General features: G+C 62.7%; 15 protein-coding genes and 2 pseudogenes. 12 read left to right on the top strand and 5 right to left on the bottom strand.

The window, feature by feature from the left end:
- The first annotated feature begins 38 nt into the window (after nucleotides 1–38).
- From nusA to NKH02_RS01865, 10 genes and pseudogenes are all read left to right on the top strand, one after another.
- A complete protein-coding gene (nusA, locus tag NKH02_RS01905) occupies nucleotides 39–1634 on the top strand; it encodes a transcription termination factor NusA (RefSeq protein WP_352870139.1) in 1596 nt (531 codons plus the stop codon).
- Between the two features lie 38 nt (nucleotides 1635–1672).
- Nucleotides 1673–2323 (top strand): RNA-binding protein, encoded by a 651-nt coding sequence (locus NKH02_RS01900; RefSeq protein WP_352875892.1) that lies wholly within the window; start codon nucleotides 1673–1675, stop codon nucleotides 2321–2323.
- The gene (gene infB / locus NKH02_RS01895; RefSeq protein WP_352875891.1) at nucleotides 2320–4893 is read left to right on the top strand and encodes a translation initiation factor IF-2; all 2574 of its coding nucleotides are present in this window, start codon (nucleotides 2320–2322) and stop codon (nucleotides 4891–4893) included. Before NKH02_RS01900 ends, infB begins: the two co-directional genes overlap by 4 nt.
- A gap of 126 nt (nucleotides 4894–5019) precedes the next feature.
- A complete protein-coding gene (gene rbfA / locus NKH02_RS01890) occupies nucleotides 5020–5445 on the top strand; it encodes a 30S ribosome-binding factor RbfA (RefSeq protein ID WP_352601443.1) in 426 nt (141 codons plus the stop codon).
- Nucleotides 5445–6114, top strand: a pseudogene (truB, locus tag NKH02_RS34495) (tRNA pseudouridine(55) synthase TruB); the annotation flags it as partial. The gene rbfA and the pseudogene truB, both read left to right, overlap by 1 nt.
- A 122-nt stretch (nucleotides 6115–6236) precedes the next feature.
- A pseudogene (locus NKH02_RS34490) lies at nucleotides 6237–6476 on the top strand (tRNA pseudouridine(55) synthase TruB); the annotation flags it as partial.
- A 43-nt stretch (nucleotides 6477–6519) separates the two neighbouring features.
- Nucleotides 6520–7614, top strand: coding sequence for a magnesium/cobalt transporter CorA (corA, locus tag NKH02_RS01880; RefSeq protein WP_352875887.1), 1095 nt, complete (start codon nucleotides 6520–6522; stop codon nucleotides 7612–7614).
- A 78-nt stretch (nucleotides 7615–7692) separates the two neighbouring features.
- Complete coding sequence (rpsO, locus tag NKH02_RS01875) at nucleotides 7693–8067, top strand: 30S ribosomal protein S15 (RefSeq protein WP_352875885.1); 375 nt, start codon at nucleotides 7693–7695, stop codon at nucleotides 8065–8067.
- 279 nt (nucleotides 8068–8346) lie between these two features.
- On the top strand, nucleotides 8347–10494 hold the full coding sequence (pnp, locus tag NKH02_RS01870) for a polyribonucleotide nucleotidyltransferase (RefSeq protein ID WP_352875883.1): 2148 nt from the start codon (nucleotides 8347–8349) through the stop codon (nucleotides 10492–10494).
- Between the two features lie 96 nt (nucleotides 10495–10590).
- The gene (locus NKH02_RS01865) at nucleotides 10591–11610 is read left to right on the top strand and encodes a class I SAM-dependent methyltransferase (protein WP_352875881.1); all 1020 of its coding nucleotides are present in this window, start codon (nucleotides 10591–10593) and stop codon (nucleotides 11608–11610) included.
- 15 nt (nucleotides 11611–11625) lie between these two features.
- Here NKH02_RS01865 and NKH02_RS01860 read toward each other — a convergent pair whose 3' ends face one another.
- The 4 genes from NKH02_RS01860 to fabA all read right to left on the bottom strand — a co-directional run bounded on the left by NKH02_RS01860 (nucleotide 11626) and on the right by fabA (nucleotide 16007).
- Complete coding sequence (locus tag NKH02_RS01860; protein WP_352875879.1) at nucleotides 11626–13170, bottom strand: putative bifunctional diguanylate cyclase/phosphodiesterase; 1545 nt, start codon at nucleotides 13168–13170, stop codon at nucleotides 11626–11628.
- A gap of 206 nt (nucleotides 13171–13376) precedes the next feature.
- Entirely contained in the window at nucleotides 13377–14189 is an 813-nt protein-coding gene (gene fabI / locus NKH02_RS01855; RefSeq protein WP_109666399.1) for an enoyl-ACP reductase FabI, read from the bottom strand.
- 32 nt (nucleotides 14190–14221) lie between these two features.
- Complete coding sequence (gene fabB / locus NKH02_RS01850; protein WP_023758107.1) at nucleotides 14222–15442, bottom strand: beta-ketoacyl-ACP synthase I; 1221 nt, start codon at nucleotides 15440–15442, stop codon at nucleotides 14222–14224.
- Nucleotides 15443–15491: 49 nt separating this feature from the next.
- Nucleotides 15492–16007 carry a 3-hydroxyacyl-[acyl-carrier-protein] dehydratase FabA gene (gene fabA, locus NKH02_RS01845; RefSeq protein ID WP_352870148.1) on the bottom strand — a complete coding sequence of 172 codons (516 nt, stop codon included), beginning with the start codon at nucleotides 16005–16007 and terminating at the stop codon, nucleotides 15492–15494.
- Nucleotides 16008–16249: 242 nt separating this feature from the next.
- On the opposite strand from fabA, the gene irrA reads away from it, so the two are divergent.
- The gene (gene irrA, locus NKH02_RS01840; RefSeq protein WP_024503471.1) at nucleotides 16250–16681 is read left to right on the top strand and encodes an iron response transcriptional regulator IrrA; all 432 of its coding nucleotides are present in this window, start codon (nucleotides 16250–16252) and stop codon (nucleotides 16679–16681) included.
- Entirely contained in the window at nucleotides 16678–17052 is a 375-nt protein-coding gene (locus NKH02_RS01835) for a DUF4260 domain-containing protein (RefSeq protein WP_502913763.1), read from the top strand. Before irrA ends, NKH02_RS01835 begins: the two co-directional genes overlap by 4 nt.
- A gap of 46 nt (nucleotides 17053–17098) precedes the next feature.
- On the opposite strand, the gene NKH02_RS01830 is transcribed toward NKH02_RS01835, so the two are convergent.
- Nucleotides 17099–17659, bottom strand: a complete 561-nt coding sequence (locus NKH02_RS01830) for an SH3 domain-containing protein (protein ID WP_352870150.1) — start codon at nucleotides 17657–17659, stop codon at nucleotides 17099–17101.
- Between the last annotated feature and the right edge of the window lie 64 nt (nucleotides 17660–17723).

Genomic DNA, 17723 nt, shown 5'->3' with positions numbered 1-17723 from the left:
GGCGCAAAGGTCCGGCAAACAGGCTCGGGAGAAAAACGATGGTTGTAAGCGCCAACAGACTTGAACTGCTGCAGATCGCCGACGCGGTCGCGCGCGAAAAGTCGATCGACAAGTCGATCGTCATCGCCGCCATGGCCGATGCGATCCAGAAGGCGGCGCGTTCGCGTTACGGCCAGGAGACCAACATCCGCGCCGACATCAACCCGAACACCGGCGAGATGAAGCTGCAGCGGCTGATGGAAGTGGTCGAGAAGGTCGACGACTACGCCACGCAGATCGCCATTTCCTCGGCCCGCGAGCGCAATCCGGACGCCCAGCTCGGCGACTTCATCGCCGAACAGCTGCCGCCGATGGATTTCGGCCGCATCGCCGCCCAGTCGGCCAAGCAGGTCATCGTGCAGAAGGTGCGCGAGGCCGAGCGCGACCGCCAGTATGACGAATACAAGGACCGCATCGGCGAGATCGTCAACGGCACCGTCAAGCGCGTCGAATACGGCAACGTCATCGTCGATCTCGGCCGCGGCGAGGCGATCATCCGTCGCGACGAACTGATCCCGCGCGAAAACTACAAATACGGCGACCGCGTCCGCGCTTACGTCTACGACGTGCGCCGCGAGCAGCGCGGCCCGCAGATATTCCTGTCGCGCACCCATCCGCAGTTCATGGCCAAGCTATTCACCATGGAAGTGCCGGAAATCTATGACGGCATCATCGAGATCAAGTCGGTCGCCCGCGACCCCGGCTCGCGCGCCAAGATCGCGGTCATCTCGCGCGACAGCTCGATCGATCCGGTCGGCGCCTGCGTCGGTATGCGCGGCAGCCGCGTCCAGGCCGTCGTCGGCGAGTTGCAGGGCGAGAAGATCGACATCATTCCGTGGTCGCCCTCGGCGGCGTCCTTCATCGTCAACGCGCTGCAGCCGGCGGAAGTCGCCAAGGTCGTGCTCGACGAGGATGCCGAACGCATCGAAGTCGTGGTTCCCGACGACCAGCTGTCGCTGGCCATCGGCCGCCGCGGCCAGAACGTGCGGCTTGCTTCGCAACTGACCGGCTGGGATATCGATATCCTGACCGAGGCCGAAGAGTCCGAGCGTCGCCAGAAGGAATTCGTCGAGCGGTCGTCGCTGTTCATGGAAGCCCTCGACGTCGACGAGATGGTCGGCCAGGTGCTCGCCTCCGAAGGCTTCACCAGCGTCGAGGAAGTCGCCTATGTCGATTCCGGCGAGATCGCCTCGATCGACGGCTTCGACGAGGACACCGCTTCGGAAATCCAGACCCGCGCCCGCGAATATCTGGAGAAGATCGAAGCCGAACACGACGACAAGCGCAAGGCCCTCGGCGTCTCGGACGAATTGCGCGAAATCCCTGGCATCACCACCGCCATGATGGTGACGCTCGGCGAGGACGGCGTGAAGACGATCGAGGACTTTGCCGGCTATGCCGCCGACGACCTGACCGGCTGGAAGGAACGCAAGGACGGCGAAACCAAGGTATTCCCCGGCGTGCTGGCCAATCATGGCGTGACACGCGCCGATGCCGAACAGATGGTTCTGGCCGCCCGCCTTAAGGCTGGATGGATCACCGAAGACGAGCTTGCGGCCGAAGAAGAATCGGCTGACGAAGCCGTTGGTGCGTGAGGTGAAACCGCATCGCACCGAACCCGCCCTTGGACGAGATGAACGATCGCACCTGCATCGTCACCCGCAGACAGGCCGAACCGGATGATCTGATCCGGTTCGTCGTCGGCCCGGATTCGGCCGTCGTTCCCGACATCAAGAGAAATTTGCCCGGCCGAGGTTGCTGGGTGAGCGCCGACCGCCTACATATCGACAAGGCTGCGGCGAAGAACCTTTTCGCTCGCGCCTTCAAGGCACAGGTGGCCGTGCCGCCCGATCTTGGCGGCATGGTCGACGGGTTGCTTTCCAGATACGCTCTGGGCATGCTTGGTCTTGCCCGCAAGGCAGGCGCGATTGCGCTGGGCGCCACCAAGGTCGAGAGCGCTGTGCGCGGCGGATTGGCGCTTTTCGTGCTTCACGCGACCGAAGCGTCCGACGACGGTGTACGCAAGATCAGCCAGGCACGACGGGCGACAGTCCATCTCGGCGGCCCCGCAATCCTTGCCTACAAACTTTTCTCCGAGGCCGAGTTGAGCTTGGCATTGGGGGGTACAAATGTGATACATGCTGCCGTTCTCGCGGGAGACGCGGGCAGGGCGGTCCAAAAGCGCATGGTTGCGCTCGACCGGTATCGGGGCGGTTCCCCGGACGATCTGGCAATGCTTGCGGCTGTTGCTGACGAAGATGATGCCGCAGAGGATATGGAATGAACGATACGAAATCGGGTGACGACAATACGCTGAGTGTGACGCCGAAGAAGACCTTGACGCTGAAGCGCCCCGGTATGGAACAGGGCACTGTGCGCCAGAACTTCTCGCACGGCCGCACCAAGCAGGTCGTCGTCGAAACCAAGAAGCGCAAGTTCTCGATGCCCGGCGACAAGCCGGAGCCGGTTGCCGCTCCCGTCTTCACACCGAAGCCGGCGGTCGTGGCCGCACCCGCCGTCGTTCAGGAAGCGCCGAAGGCGCCACCACCCGCGCCGCCGGCCCCGGTCGAGCGCGGCGGCATGGTGCTGAACGAACTGTCGCGCAGTGAAATGGAAGCACGCCGCAGGGCGCTCGAGGGCTCAAAGGTTCGCGAGGTCGAAGACCGTCAGCGCGCCGCCGAGGATGCCAAGCGCCGCGCCGAGGATGAAGAGCGCCGCAAGCGCGAACGTGATGAATCCGCGCGCCGCCAGGCCGAGGAAGAGGCGCGGTTGCAGACCGAGGCCGAGTCCCGCCGTCGGGCCGAGGAAGAGGCGCGCCGCCGCGCGCCGCTGACCGCCGAACTGGCGACGGTCGACGACGAAGAGCAGGCCAAGCCGAAGCGGACTGGTGCCGGTGCTCCGGTGCGCCGTCCGGTCACGCCCGAAGTGGCGCGTCCGGCCAAGCCGACCAAGAGCGAGGAAGACCGCCGCCGCGGCAAGCTGACGCTGAATTCAGCATTGTCCGACGAAGATGCGCGAGCCCGTTCGCTGTCGTCGATGCGTCGCCGCCAGGAAAAATTCAAGCGCGCGATGCACAATGAGCCTCGCGAGAAAGTCATGCGCGAAGTGATCCTGCCAGAGACGATTACCATTCAGGAACTGGCGCAACGCATGTCCGAGCGTGCGGTCGACCTGGTCAAGTTCTTCATGAAGCAGGGCCAGATTCTGAAGCCGGGCGACGTCATCGACGCCGACACGGCCGAACTGGTTGCCACCGAATTCGGCCATACGGTTCGCCGCGTCGCCGAATCCGACATCGAGGAAGGCCTCTTCAACATCGCCGACAATGCCGAGGACCTGGTGTCGCGTCCGCCTGTCGTGACAATCATGGGTCACGTCGATCACGGCAAGACCTCGCTGCTCGATGCCATCCGCAACGCCAACGTGGTCTCCGGCGAAGCCGGCGGCATCACCCAGCATATCGGCGCCTACCAGGTCGAGAAGGGCGGTCACAAGATCACCTTCATCGACACCCCCGGTCACGCCGCCTTCACGGCGATGCGTGCTCGTGGCGCCCAGGCGACCGACATTGCCATCCTGGTGGTTGCGGCCGACGACAGCGTCATGCCGCAGACGATCGAATCGATCAGCCATGCCAAGGCGGCCGGCGTTCCGATCATCGTGGCGATCAACAAGATCGACAAGCATGACGCCGATCCGCAGAAAGTCCGCTCCGAACTGCTGCGCCACGAGGTCTTCGTCGAATCCATGGGCGGTGAAGTTCTGGACGTCGAAGTGTCGGCGACGAAGGGCACCAATCTCGACAAGCTGCTCGAGGCGATCCTGCTGCAGGCCGAAATTCTCGACCTGAAGGCCAATCCGGATCGTACCGCCGAGGGCGTCGTCATCGAAGCCCAGCTCGACAAGGGCCGTGGCCCCGTCGCCACCGTTCTGGTGCAGACCGGCACGCTGATGCCGGGCGATATCCTTGTTGCCGGCAACGAATGGGGCCGGGTGCGTGCGCTGGTCAACGATCGTGGCGTGCAGATCAAGGAAGCGCCGCCGGCGATGCCGGTGGAGGTGCTTGGTCTGCAGGGTACACCGCAGGCCGGCGACCGCTTCGCCGTGGTCAACAACGAGGCCCGCGCCCGCGAGATCACCGAATATCGCCAGCGTCTGGCGCGCGAGAAGGCGGTTGCCAAGCATGCCGGCCAGCGCGGTTCGCTCGAGCAGATGATGTCGCAGTTGCAGACGAGCGGGCTGAAGGAATTCCCGCTGGTCATCAAGGGCGACGTGCAGGGCTCGATCGAGGCGATCAACGCGGCGCTGGACAAGCTCGGCACCGACGAAGTGCGTGCGCGCATCGTCCATGCCGGCGCCGGCGCCATCACCGAAAGCGACGTGTCGCTGGCGGAGACTTCGGGTGCGGCGATCATCGGCTTCAATGTCCGCGCCAACGTCCAGGCGCGTGCCGCCGCGGCGGCCGCGGGCATCGAGATCCGCTACTACTCGATCATCTACAACCTCGTCGATGACGTGAAGGCGGCTCTATCGGGCCTTCTGTCGCCGGAGCGTCGCGAGACCTTCATCGGCAACGCGCAGATCCTCGAAATCTTCGACATCACCAAGGTCGGCAAGATCGCCGGCTGCCGTGTCACCGAAGGCAAGGTCGAGCGTGGTGCGGGCGTGCGCCTGATCCGCGACAACGTCGTCATCCACGAGGGCACGCTGAAGACGCTGAAGCGCTTCAAGGACGAAGTTTCGGAAGTCCCCGGCGGCCAGGAATGCGGCATGGCCTTCCAGAACTACGAGGACATGCGCGTCGGCGACGTCATCGAGTGCTTCCGCGTCGAGATGGTGACCCGGACGCTCTGAGTTCGAGTGACTTGTCCATAGCGGGCGGTGGTCGCAAGGCCGCCGCCCAAGGTCTGTTGAGAATGGCCCATATGAGACATGCGGCACGGTCCCATCCCGCGCCCCACGCTTTCAGGATTGAGAAAAATGCCCCGTCCAACCGCATCCAGCCCATCCCAGCGCATGCTGCGCGTCGCCGAACAGGTCCGCCATGCGCTGTCCGAGACCTTGCAACGCGGTGAGATCATTGATCCGCTGATCGAGAACACCGTGGTCTCGGTCTCGGAAGTGCGCATGTCGCCCGACCTGAAGGTCGCCACCGCTTTCGTCTCGCCGCTCGGCGCCAAGGATACCGATGCGGTGGTCGAGGCGCTGAACAAGCATGCGAAGTTCGTCCGTGGCCGTGTCTCGGGCGCATTGCGGCAGATGAAGTTCATGCCGGAGTTCCGCTTCAAGCTCGACACCTCCTTCGACAATTTCGCCAGGATCAACGACCTGTTGAAGTCGCCCGAGGTGGCGCGCGATCTGGGTCCTGAAGACCAGGACAAAGACGACAACAAGGACACCGAATAGTGGCGCGTCGCGGCAAGAAGAAAGGCCGGCCGATCTCGGGCTGGCTGATCCTGGACAAGCCGGTCGGCATGGGTTCGACCGAGGCAGTCTCCAAGATCAAATGGCTGTTCCAGGCGGAAAAGGCAGGCCATGCCGGCACGCTCGACCCGCTCGCCTCCGGCATGCTGCCGATCGCGCTTGGCGAGGCTACCAAGACCGTGCCTTACGTGCAGGACGGCGCCAAGATCTATCGCTTTACCGTGGCGTGGGGGCAGGAGCGCTCCACCGATGATCTCGAGGGTCCGGTGACGAAGGAGTCCGATCTGCGTCCGTCGGAGGCCGAGGTGCTTGCCCTGCTGCCGAAATACACCGGCATCATCATGCAGACGCCGCCACAATTCTCGGCCATCAAGATCGCGGGCGAGCGCGCCTATGATCTGGCCCGCGATGGTGCGACAGTCGATATTCCACCTCGCGAGGTCGAGATCGGCCGGCTCGATATTGTCGGGCACAACGCCGACCACACGGTTTTCGAGGTCGAATGCGGCAAAGGCACCTACGTGCGCTCGCTGGCCCGCGACATGGGCCGCGACCTCGGCTGTTTCGGCCATATTTCAGAATTGCGCCGGGTCGAGGTCGAGCCGTTCACGCCGGAGGATTTCGTCACCATCGCCGAACTGGAAGCCGCTCGTTTCGGCGTGCGGGATGAAGACAGCTCGGATGCGACGGATGTCGCCGACACGGCAGAAGCCTCCGACATGACAGAAGCCGCCGGCGCGAGAGAAGCCGCTGGCGCGGTGGAAGCGCCGATCGACTTCGACACCATCGATGCGCTTCTGGTCGATACGGCGGCCGCCCTCGACTGCCTGCCGCAGGTCGCCATCAGCGATGATGCGGCGACCAAGATCCGCCTTGGCAATCCAGTCATCATCCGTGGCCGCGACGCGCCGGTGGAAGCCGAGGAAGCCTGCGCCACGGCGCGCGGCAAGCTGGTCGCCATCGGTGCCATCGAGCAAGGCATGTTCAAGCCCAAGCGGGTCTTTGCCGGCTGAGGGCACTCATCGAATGTCCGCAGGATAGCGTTAGAGGGGCTCTATGGCAAAGGCTGAAGCGGTGAAGAAGCGGGCGCCGGTGAGGACGCGGCGGCCGCCGGTCGGTGCATCGCCGGGCACGCTGATCGCCGACCCGGCGGCTCGTCGCTCGGAACTGCGGCTGACCATGATCTCGCCGCAGAAATTCCAGACCATCGAAAACGCCAGCATCGACGACCTCAACACCCATTGCGACAAATGGCCAGTTATCTGGCTCGACTGCACCGGCCTCGCCAACATTCCGCTGATCGAGGAGATCGGCCGCATTTTCAGCCTGCATCCATTGGCGCTGGAGGACGTCGTCAACACCGGCCAGCGGCCGAAAGTCGATTTCTTCGAGGACCATGCCTTCGTCGTCGTCAGGATGATCGACGATGTCACGTCGCACCGCTATGAGCAGATCTCCGTCTTCTTCGGCAGCAATTTCGTCGTCACCTTCCAGGAACGTGAAGGCGATCCCTTCGATCCCGTGCGCAAGCGCATCGAGAGTTCGGCGCCCAACCGGTTGCGCGCGCGTGGAGCGGACTATCTCGCCTATGCGCTGGTCGACGCCGTCGTCGACAGTTATTTTCCGCCGATCGAGGCGGCCGGCGAGTTGGTCGACAGCATCGAGGACGAGATGCTGCATTCGCCGGACAAGCATCAGATGCGGCAGCTGCATGAATTGCGGCGCGATGCCAATGTGCTGAAAGGGGTGCTGTGGCCCCTGCGCGACGCGCTGGCGACGCTCATCCGCAACGACGTGCCCTATGTGAAGGCCGAGACCAAGATCTTCCTCAACGACACACTCGACCATTCGCTCAGGCTGATCGAACTGGTCGAAACCCAGCGCGACATGCTGACCGGCTTGATCGAGATGCATCTGTCGCTGAGCCAGGCGCGCACCAACGACGTCATCAGCTATCTCACCATCGTCTCGGTCATCTTCATGCCGCTTACCTTCCTGGTCGGTATCTGGGGCATGAATTTCGATCCAGGGTCTTCGCCCTGGAACATGCCCGAGCTGAAGGCCTACTACGGCTATCCCCTATCGCTTTTGTTCATGGTGCTTGTCGCGTTCGGGCTGATTGCCTTCTTCAAATGGAAGAAATGGCTCTGACAAGGATAAGACCGGCCATTTTCGACCTGAAAAGCCGGCTTGTGAATTGGGCTGGTATTTTCCGGGGAATTGCACTATATGCGCCGCAGCACAGCGCTAAGACGCTTTGCTTGCACCGGCCCCTGCTGGACGACATCCCGGCTGAGGGCGACCCGTTTCCTCAAACAGATAAGGAAAAACACGATGTCGATTACTGCCGAGCGCAAACAGGAATTGATGGGTGAATTCGCAACCGCCAAGGGCGATACCGGGTCTCCGGAAGTCCAGGTGGCCATCCTTTCCGAGCGCATCAAGAACCTGACCGACCATTTCAAGGACCACAAGAAGGATAACCATTCCCGCCGTGGTCTGCTCGCTCTCGTCTCCCAGCGCCGCAGCCTGCTTGATTATCTCAAGCGCAAGGACGACGCGCGCTACCAGACGTTGATCGAGAAGCTCGGTCTGCGCCGTTGACGAATTGACCGGCGGGCTTTCTTCGGAAAGTCCGCCGGTCGCGCATTCTGCCAGTCGCATCGACTGGCCAGACCCGGTTTCGATCGTGCAGAGGGCACTCGAAACCGCCCATGGACGGTCATGGGGCAGGATTGCAGGACGCTCGTGCGCGCTAGCCGCGCCGAAATTACCCGAGCTTCCCGTTGTCTTGCCCGTGGCTGCCCGAGAAAGGAAGCCAAGGGAAAGGGCATCCGCGCACCGTGAAACGGCGCGGCCCTTTCCTCATATTAAGGACAAGATATGTTCAATCACCACAAAGTGGAAATCGAATGGGGCGGCCGTCCGCTCATCCTCGAAACCGGCAAGATCGCGCGCCAGGCTGATGGCGCGGTGCTCGCCACCTACGGCGAGACCAAGGTTCTCGCCACCGTCGTTTCGATGAAAGAGCCGAAGCCAGGCCTCGATTTCTTCCCGCTGACCGTCAACTACCAGGAAAAGACCTACGCCGCCGGCAAGATCCCGGGTGGCTATTTCAAGCGTGAAGGCCGTCCGAGCGAGAAGGAAACGCTGGTTTCCCGCCTCATCGATCGCCCGATCCGCCCGCTCTTCGCCTCGGGCTACAAGAACGACACCCAGATCGTCGTCACCGTCGTCCAGCACGATCTCGAGAACGATCCCGACATCCTGTCGATCGTTGCCACCTCGGCTGCCCTGACCCTGTCGGGCGTACCCTTCATGGGCCCGATCGGCGGCGCCCGCGTCGGTTACATCAACGGCGAATACGTGCTCAACCCACACGTCGATGAGATGCAGGAATCGAAGCTCGACCTGATCGTCGCCGGCACGACCGACGCCGTGCTGATGGTTGAGTCCGAAGCCAAGGAACTCGGCGAAGAGCTGATGCTCGGCGCCGTCATGTTCGGCCACAAGGGCTTCCAGCCGATCATCGACGCCATCATCAAGCTGGCCGAAGTCGCCGCCAAGGAGCCGCGTGATTTCACCGCGCCGGACTATTCCACCCTAGAAGCCGAGATGCTGAAGATCGTCGGCGACGAACTCAGCACTGCCTACAAGAACGTCGACAAGCAGAAGCGCTATGCGGCCGTCGACGCCGTCAAGGCCAAGGTCAAGGCCGCGTTTGCCCCGGCTGAAGGCGAGGACGCCAAGTACACCTCCGAGCAGATCGGCACCGTGTTCAAGGAACTCCAGGCCAAGGTCGTGCGCTGGAACATCCTCGACACCGGCTCGCGCATCGACGGCCGTGACCTCAAGACGGTCCGCAAGATCGTCTCCGAAGTCGGCGTCCTGCCGCGCACCCATGGTTCGGCGCTGTTCACCCGCGGCGAGACCCAGGCGCTGGTCGTTGCCACGCTCGGCACCGGCGAGGACGAGCAGTATGTCGACTCGCTGACCGGCATGTACAAGGAGAAGTTCCTCCTTCACTACAACTTCCCTCCCTACTCCGTCGGTGAGACCGGCCGCATGGGTTCGCCGGGCCGCCGCGAAATCGGCCATGGCAAGCTCGCCTGGCGCGCCATTCGCCCGATGCTGCCGAGTGCCGACCAGTTCCCCTACACGCTGCGCGTCGTCTCGGAGATCACCGAGTCCAACGGCTCGTCGTCGATGGCCACCGTCTGCGGCACCTCGCTGGCGCTGATGGATGCCGGCGTGCCGCTGGCCAAGCCAGTCGCCGGTATCGCCATGGGCCTGATCAAGGAAGGCGAGCGCTTCGCGGTTCTGTCCGACATCCTGGGTGACGAAGATCACCTCGGCGATATGGACTTCAAGGTCGCCGGCACCGCCAACGGCATCACCTCGCTGCAGATGGACATCAAGATCGAGGGCATCACCGAGGAGATCATGAAGATCGCGCTGGACCAGGCCAAGGATGGCCGCCAGCATATCCTCGGCGAGATGGCGCACGCTCTGACCGGCGCGCGTTCGGAACTCGGTGAGTTCGCGCCGCGCATCGAAGTGATGCACATCCCGACCGACAAGATCCGCGACGTCATCGGCTCGGGCGGCAAGGTCATCCGCGAGATCGTCGAAAAGACCGGCGCCAAGATCAACATCGAGGACGACGGCACGGTCAAGATCGCTTCGTCCAACGCCAAGGAGATCGAGGCGGCGAAGAAGTGGATCCACACCATCGTTGCCGAGCCGGAAGTCGGCGAAATCTACGAAGGCACGGTCGTCAAGACCGCCGACTTCGGCGCTTTCGTCAACTTCTTCGGTCCGCGCGACGGCCTCGTCCACATCTCGCAGCTTGCCAACGACCGGGTCGCCAAGACCTCGGACGTGGTCAAGGAAGGCGACAAGGTCTGGGTCAAGCTGATGGGCTTCGACGAGCGCGGCAAGGTCCGCCTGTCGATGAAGGTCGTCGACCAGGCCACCGGCAAGGAACTTGCCCGCGACAAGAAGACCGAAGGCGAAGAAAACGCTGCCTGATCGGTCTTGAGTTCATGACTCGAAACGGGCGCGGCTTATGTCGCGCCCGTTTTCATTTTCGGGCTGTAGAGACAGACTTCATTTCGAGATCGAAAAATGTCCGCCGAGCCGCTGAAGACCCTTTTTCATCCATTTGAGGCCGAGGCTGTTGCTTTGCCCGCAAAGGATGGGCGCGTCCTATTTCTCGGCGCCGAACCGGGTTTTCGGCTGCCCGAAGGCTTCGAGGCCGCGCTTCATCTCGTGCAGGGCTTCCGGCCGCATTTTTGCGCGCTGCAGACCTCCGGCGTCATCGTCACCGCGCAGGCGGAAGGCGACGGCTTCGACATGGCACTCGTGCTGGCCGGTCGGCATCGCGGCCTGAACGAAGTGCGCATCGCGCAGGCGCTTGAGCGCGTCGCGCCGGGCGGCCTTGTCGTCGTTGCCGGCGGCAAGGACGATGGCATTGCCAGCCTGCGCAGGCGCGTTGACGAGCTTGTGCCGCTTGAGGGTCATCTACCGAAACATCACGGCATCGCCTTCTGGTTTCGCCGTTCCGCCGATCTGGCCGCCGCGGAAGAATTGCGTGCCGCCAATCCCGCCTTGCTGGTCGAAGGCCGGTTCCATACCGCGCCCGGCATGTTTTCCTTCGACCGGATCGATACCGGCTCGAAACTGCTGGTCGAGAACCTGCCCAATGATCTGCGTGGCAGTGTTGCCGATTTCTGCGCCGGCTGGGGCTATTTGGCGGCCGAGATAGCCGCCCATTCACCCGGCATTCTGGCGCTCGACCTCCATGAGGCGGATTTCGCCTCGCTCGAAGCCGCGAAGCTCAATCTGGCAGGGGTTAGCCAGTCGATCGCCAGGAACTTCTTCTGGACCGATCTGCTGAAAGAACCGGTCGAGAAGCGCTACGACGCGATCGTCATGAACCCGCCCTTTCATCGCAGCCGTGCGGCCGAGCCCGAGATCGGCGCCGGCATGATCCGCGCTGCGGCCAAGGCCTTGAAGCCAGGCGGGCGGCTGTTCATGGTCGCCAACCGCCAGCTTCCTTATGAGCCGATCCTGTCGGCGGCTTTTTCGAGCCATGCCGAACTCGCTCGCGACGGCATGTTCAAGGTGCTTGCCGCGCGGCGTTGATACAATGCGTAGCGTTTAATGCAGATTGGCGACGCGCCGGACCTCGTCGGTGACATGCGCGTCGCCAACCCTGAACTTGAGTGGTGCCGGCCGGCCGAACAGGTAGCCCTGCACCACCTCGCAGCCAGCCGCCCTGAGCAGCGTCGCCTGGCTTTCGGTCTCGACGCCTTCGGCAATGATGCTGACGCCGAGCGCCCGCGAAAGCCCGACGATGGTCGAGACGACCGCGCCGGAGCTGGAATCGGTATCGAGGCGGCTGACGAAGGACCGGTCGATCTTCAGCTTGCCGAACGAGAAATCGATGAGATAGCTCAAATTGGAATAGCCGGTGCCGAAATCGTCGACGGCGACCGAGATGCCCATGTCTGCAAGCTGCTTCAGTATGGCGGCGGCGCGGTCGCGGTCCTGCATCATCGCCGTCTCGGTCACTTCCAGTTCCAGCCGCGACGGCTTGATGCCGGTGCTCGTCATGGTATCGCGCACGGTACCGACGAAGTCCTTGGTCATGAACTGCACGGGCGAGATGTTGACGGCAACGAAGCAGTCGTCGGGCAGATGCCGGGCGTCGCTGCAAGCCTTGCGCAGCACCCATTCGCCGATCGGGCCGATCATGCCGGTTTCCTCGGCGATCGGGATGAACTCCATCGGCGGGATCATGCCACGTTCGGGATGCCGCCAGCGGATCAGCGCTTCATAGCCGACGATGCGGCCGGTCGGGAGGTCGAGCTGCGGCTGGTAGTGAAGATCGAAGTCACCGCGCTCGAAAGCTGTATTCAGTTCGGATTCGATCCACTGGCGATGATCGGCGACCCTGCCCATTTCGGCATGGAAGACAGACCAGTTGCCGACGCCGCTGGCGCGGGCATTCTGCAGCGCCAGATTGGAGCGGCGCAGGATGAGGACGGGATCGACGCCGTCCTTTGGCATCGCCACGATGCCCACCGACAGGCTGACCGATTGCAGGTGGGTGCTGAGTTCATAGGGCTCCATCATCTCGTCGATGAGCCTCTCGATGGTGCTTTCCAGCGACCCGGACACCTGATTGTCGGGGAGTAGAACCGCGAATTCACCGGCGCCGATGCGTCCGATCAGCGCGCGCGGCGGCACGCACGTCTTCAAGCGGTTGGTGAAGGCGCGGATCAACTCGTCGCCCTGGCTGTAGCCGATGGCGTCGTTGATCTGCTTGAAGCGATCTATATCGATGTCGATGAGGAACATCGGCTCGCCGGTCCGGCTTGTCGCGCACGCCGCCTCGGCAATCTTGCCGACCATTGCCGGACGCGCCAAAAGGCCCGTCAGTTTGTCGAAATGGGTCTCCGTGAAGACGAAATCCGCCGATTCATCGACGCCGGCGAAGAAGGACATCGCGGCTGCCGACGCCGCCAGTGCGCAAAGCGCGGCCATCACCGCGACCATCATGTCCGCGGAGATGCCGGCAAAGCCATCGCCGAGACCGAGCTTCAGGCCCCAGAGTCCGAGGACGAAACTGCCGAGGCCCGAGCTCGCTATGGTGAGCAGCCGGAACACCGGTGTTCGCTTCGGGTTGCTGACGGCGGACATTGAAAGATCCCCAGAGTACGGGGCTTTCTAGCGGATATGTCCTTAAAATGAGTTTCCGCGAATGCGTCTAATTTTATTGGAGCGAAAGTATTTCTTGAGAGGGTTAAAGCGCGTCGGGTTGAAACGGATTCCGTCGGCGCATTTTAAGCTTTTGTTTTATAAATGTCGTTGTCCCAAAACCGCCGCGCACTCTTGGGCGACATGCATTAGTCTCGTCCACCGTCGGTCTGCTTCAATTCGTCCAGCGTAGGCATGGAAACGATGTGATAGCCGGAATCGACATAGTGGATTTCGCCGGTAACGCCGGAAGACAGATCGGACAGTAGATAAAGCGCGGAGCCGCCGACCTCGTCGATAGTCACCGTACGACGCAGCGGCGAGTTGCGCTGCTGGTAGGAGAACATGTGGCGGGCGTCGGAAATGCCGGCGCCGGCAAGCGTGCGCACGGGTCCAGCCGATATGCCGTTGACCCTGATGCCGCGCGGACCGTAATCATTGGCGAGGTAGCGCACACTGGCCTCCAGCCCTGCCTTGGCGACGCCCATGACGTTGTAGTTCGGCATGACGCGGACCGACCCCGCATAGGTCAGCGTGATCATCGATCCGCCGTCCTGCATCAGGGCGGCGGCATGGCGGGCGATTTCGGTAAAGGAGTAGCAGGAGATCACCATGGTGCGGACGAAATTGTCCCGGCTGGTGTCGGCGTAAAGGCCTTTCAACTCGTTCTTGTCGGAAAAGCCGATGGCGTGGACGACGAAATCCAGCCCGCCCCATTCCTTGCCCAGGGTCTCGAACGTCGCGGCGACCGAAGCGCTGTCCTCGACGTCGCACGGCACCACCAGCGAGGCACCGAGCTTGTCTGCCAGCGGCTTGACCCGGCGCCCGAAGGCATCGCCCTGATAGGTGAAGGCGAGTTCCGCCCCATGTTCGGATAATTTCCGGGCGATGCCCCAGGCGATCGAATGATCGTTGGCGACACCCATGACAAGCCCGCGCTTGCCCTTCATCAATCCGTCCATGGCCGCCAATCCTTATTAAAAAAACGCTGGCCTTATGCGGAATAGCGCTGGAAAACGAGCGTTGCGTTGGTGCCACCGAAGCCGAACGAATTAGACAAGACAGTGTCGATCCTGGCGTCGTCGATGCGCTTTCGCACGATCGGCATGCCCTCGAATTCGGGGTCGAGGGTCTCGATATGGGCGCTTTCGCCGATGAAACCGCCCTGCATCATCAGGATCGAGTAGATGGATTCCTGCACGCCGGCCCCGCCCAGAGAATGGCCGGTCAGCGATTTTGTCGAGGTGATGTAGGGCATCTTCTCGCCGAACACCTCGCGGATCGCGCCCATTTCCTTGGAATCGCCCACCGGCGTCGATGTGCCATGGGTGTTGATGTAATCGACCGGCGTGGAAACCGTGGCCAGTGCCTGGCGCATGCAGCGGACCGCGCCCTCGCCTGACGGGGCAACCATGTCGTAGCCATCCGAGGTCGCGCCGTAGCCGACGATCTCGGCGTAGATCTTGGCGCCGCGCGCCTTGGCATGCTCAAGCTCTTCCAGCACCAGCACGCCCGCGCCGCCGGCGATGACGAAGCCGTCGCGATTGGCGTCATACGCGCGCGAAGCGGTCGATGCCTTGTCGTTAAACTTCGACGACATGGCGCCCATGGCGTCGAACAGGTCCGACATCGTCCAGTCGAGATCCTCGTGGCCGCCGGCAAAGACTATGTCCTGCTTGCCCCACTGGATCAGTTCGTAGCCATTGCCGATGCAATGCGCCGAGGTCGAACAGGCCGAAGAGATCGAATAGTTGACGCCGTGAATCTTGAACCAGGTGGCAAGCGTCGCCGATGCGGTCGACGACATCGCCTTCGGCACCGCGAACGGACCTATACGCTTGGGACTGCCGTTCTTCAGCGTGGTCTCGGCCGCCTCGAAGATGGTGCGGGTGGATGGTCCGCCCGATCCCATGACGATGCCGGTGCGCTCATTGGTGATGTCGCTCTCTTCGAGGCCCGCATCCGCGATCGCCTGGTCCATGGAGACGTGGTTCCAGGCCGCACCTTGGCTCAGGAAGCGCATCGCCCGGCGGTCGATCATGGCGGATGGATCGAGCGTCGGCGCGCCCCAGACCTGGCACCGGAAGCCATGCTCGGCGAACGAATCGGAGAAACTGATGCCGGATCTGGCGTCATGCAGCGAGGCTTGCACCTCGTTGGCATTGTTGCCGATCGACGACACAATGCCGAGGCCTGTGACTACGACACGTCTCATTCGCAACTCCTTCCAGGGATGCTGGCCAGGGGGCTGGCCAGGGCTGCGGTCAAACGACCGCCGACTGCTTGGACAGACCGACCTTCAGATCCGTTGCCGCGTATATGGGCTCGCCATCCGCCTTTAGCCAGCCATCGGCGATGCCGAGCACCAGCCGGCCTCGCATCACGCGCTTGAAGTCGATGCCATACTCAACCTTTTTCACCGAGGGCGTCACCATGCCCTTGAATTTCACTTCACCGGTCGACAGCGCCATGCCCTTGCCGGGTTCGCCGAGCCAGCCAAGATAGAAGCCCGTCAATTGCCACATGGCGTCGAGGCCGAGGCATCCCGGCATGATCGGATTGCCGATAAAATGGCAGGCAAAGAACCACAGGTCGGGCTTGATGTCGAATTCCGCGCGGATGAAACCCTTCTCGAAGGCGCCGCCCGTCTCGCTGATCTCGGTGATACGGTCGAACATCAGCATGGGCGGATAGGGAAGCTGGGCATTGCCCGGTCCGAACAGTTCGCCGCGGGCGCAGGCCAGCAATTCGTCGTACTCGTAGCTGGATTTACCCGGCATCAATCTCTCCCCATATCGTTCCGGGCTATCGGGCGCCCTTGTCGTTGGTTTCCTAACACAATCTGTTTCAGGCCGGAAACCGGCGTTTGCGCTTAACCTGCTCGTCTGCCTGGGTCAATGCGCGCTATTGATCGCATTCGGGCGACAGAATATATGTCGGCGGAGGTCCGGTTTCGGCAGACGTTCATTTTTTTGCCATTCTGGGCGTGTCTTGGGGCGGAACTGTGGGGTTCGACGAGAAGATGGACCTGGACGGCCGGAAGGAAAATGTCGCTGTGGACAAACGGGTCCGTGAAGCCGGCCTGAGGCCGACGCGTCAGCGCATTGCGCTGGCCGACCTGCTTTTCGCCAAGGGCGACCGTCATCTGTCGGCCGAGGAACTGCACGAGGAGGCCGTCGCCGCCGGCGTGCCAGTATCGCTGGCCACCGTCTACAATGCCCTCCACCAGTTCACCCAGGCGGGACTGCTGCGCATCCTCGCCGTCGAGGGCGCCAAGACCTATTTCGACACCAACACCTCCGACCATCACCATTTCTATATCGAAGGCGAGAACCGCATATTCGACATCGACAGCGGTCCGGTGACCGTTGCCAACCTGCCGGAGCCGCCGGAGGGGATGGAAATCGCCAATGTCGACATCGTGGTGAGGCTGCGCCCCAAGCGCCGCGAATGACCGGCGAGGGATTGAAGCCGCTTGATCTGACGATACGGCTCGAATGGGCAATCGTTGCGGTGGGCGCCGTCGTATTCTATGCGTCGATCGGCGTTTCCTGGTGGCTCTTCGGATTGCTTGTTCTGGCGCCTGACCTGTCGATGTTCGGCTATCTGGCGGGACCGCGCGTCGGTGCCCTTGCCTACAACGCCTTGCATATTCTGATCGTGCCCGTGCTGCTGCTGCTCGCCGGGCACATGGAGGGCAATGCGACCGCGGTGGCGGTTGCGCTGATCTGGATCGCCCACATCGCCATCGACCGTGCGCTGGGCTACGGCCTGAAGCTGCCAACCGGCTTTCAGGACACCCATCTCGGCCGCATCGGGCGCTAAACCACCACCGCGACTCTTCGAGATGTCGCGGTCAAAGGGGTAAAAATCAGTTCTTGACCCGCTCGCCGGGGTAGGCGCCCCAGACGATCGACTGGGCAAGCCAGCCGGTGTGGCCATCGAACGTCATTTCGCACCACTGGCCATCGCAGGATTTGATCGTGCCCATGACGCCCGGCTCGACCATCGCGACCACCCTTGCGTCCTTGTCGGGGCTGTTGAGAAGATTGATCTGGGCGCCCTTGCCGCGCTGCCACGGTGCGACGATTGCCGTGCGCCGGCCGGAAAGCAGCGACTGGTTGATCCAACCTTCCGACCCATCGGCATCGCGCACGCGGCGCCATGTATCGAATTCCTGGATGATCTCCATCGGCAGGCCGGCCTTCATATACATCCAGTCGACCGAGTAGTTGGCGCCGGGGCCGACGCGCGAGTTGACGCGGCCGGATTTCAGGCTGACGAATCGCGGCAGCGGCAAACCGCTCGGCCCGAGCGTGACGACGCTCTGCGCGGGTGCCGCCGCGCTCTGCGCCGCGGCAAGCGGAGAATAAAGCAAAGCGCCGAGAAGTGCTGCGCTGAGGGTCAGGCGAAACGACGCGAAACCAGACACTTTCATTCCTTTCGGCGCTTGCCTGGCGGCAGCGGCGCCCCTTTTTCTTTGTCTTCGGCGGCAC

The sequence above is a fragment of the Mesorhizobium sp. M1396 genome (assembly GCF_040317725.1).
Classification (GTDB): Bacteria; Pseudomonadota; Alphaproteobacteria; order Rhizobiales; family Rhizobiaceae; genus Mesorhizobium.
Note: the sequence above shows the minus strand (reverse complement) of the source record. Positions and strands in the feature narration are given on the sequence as shown.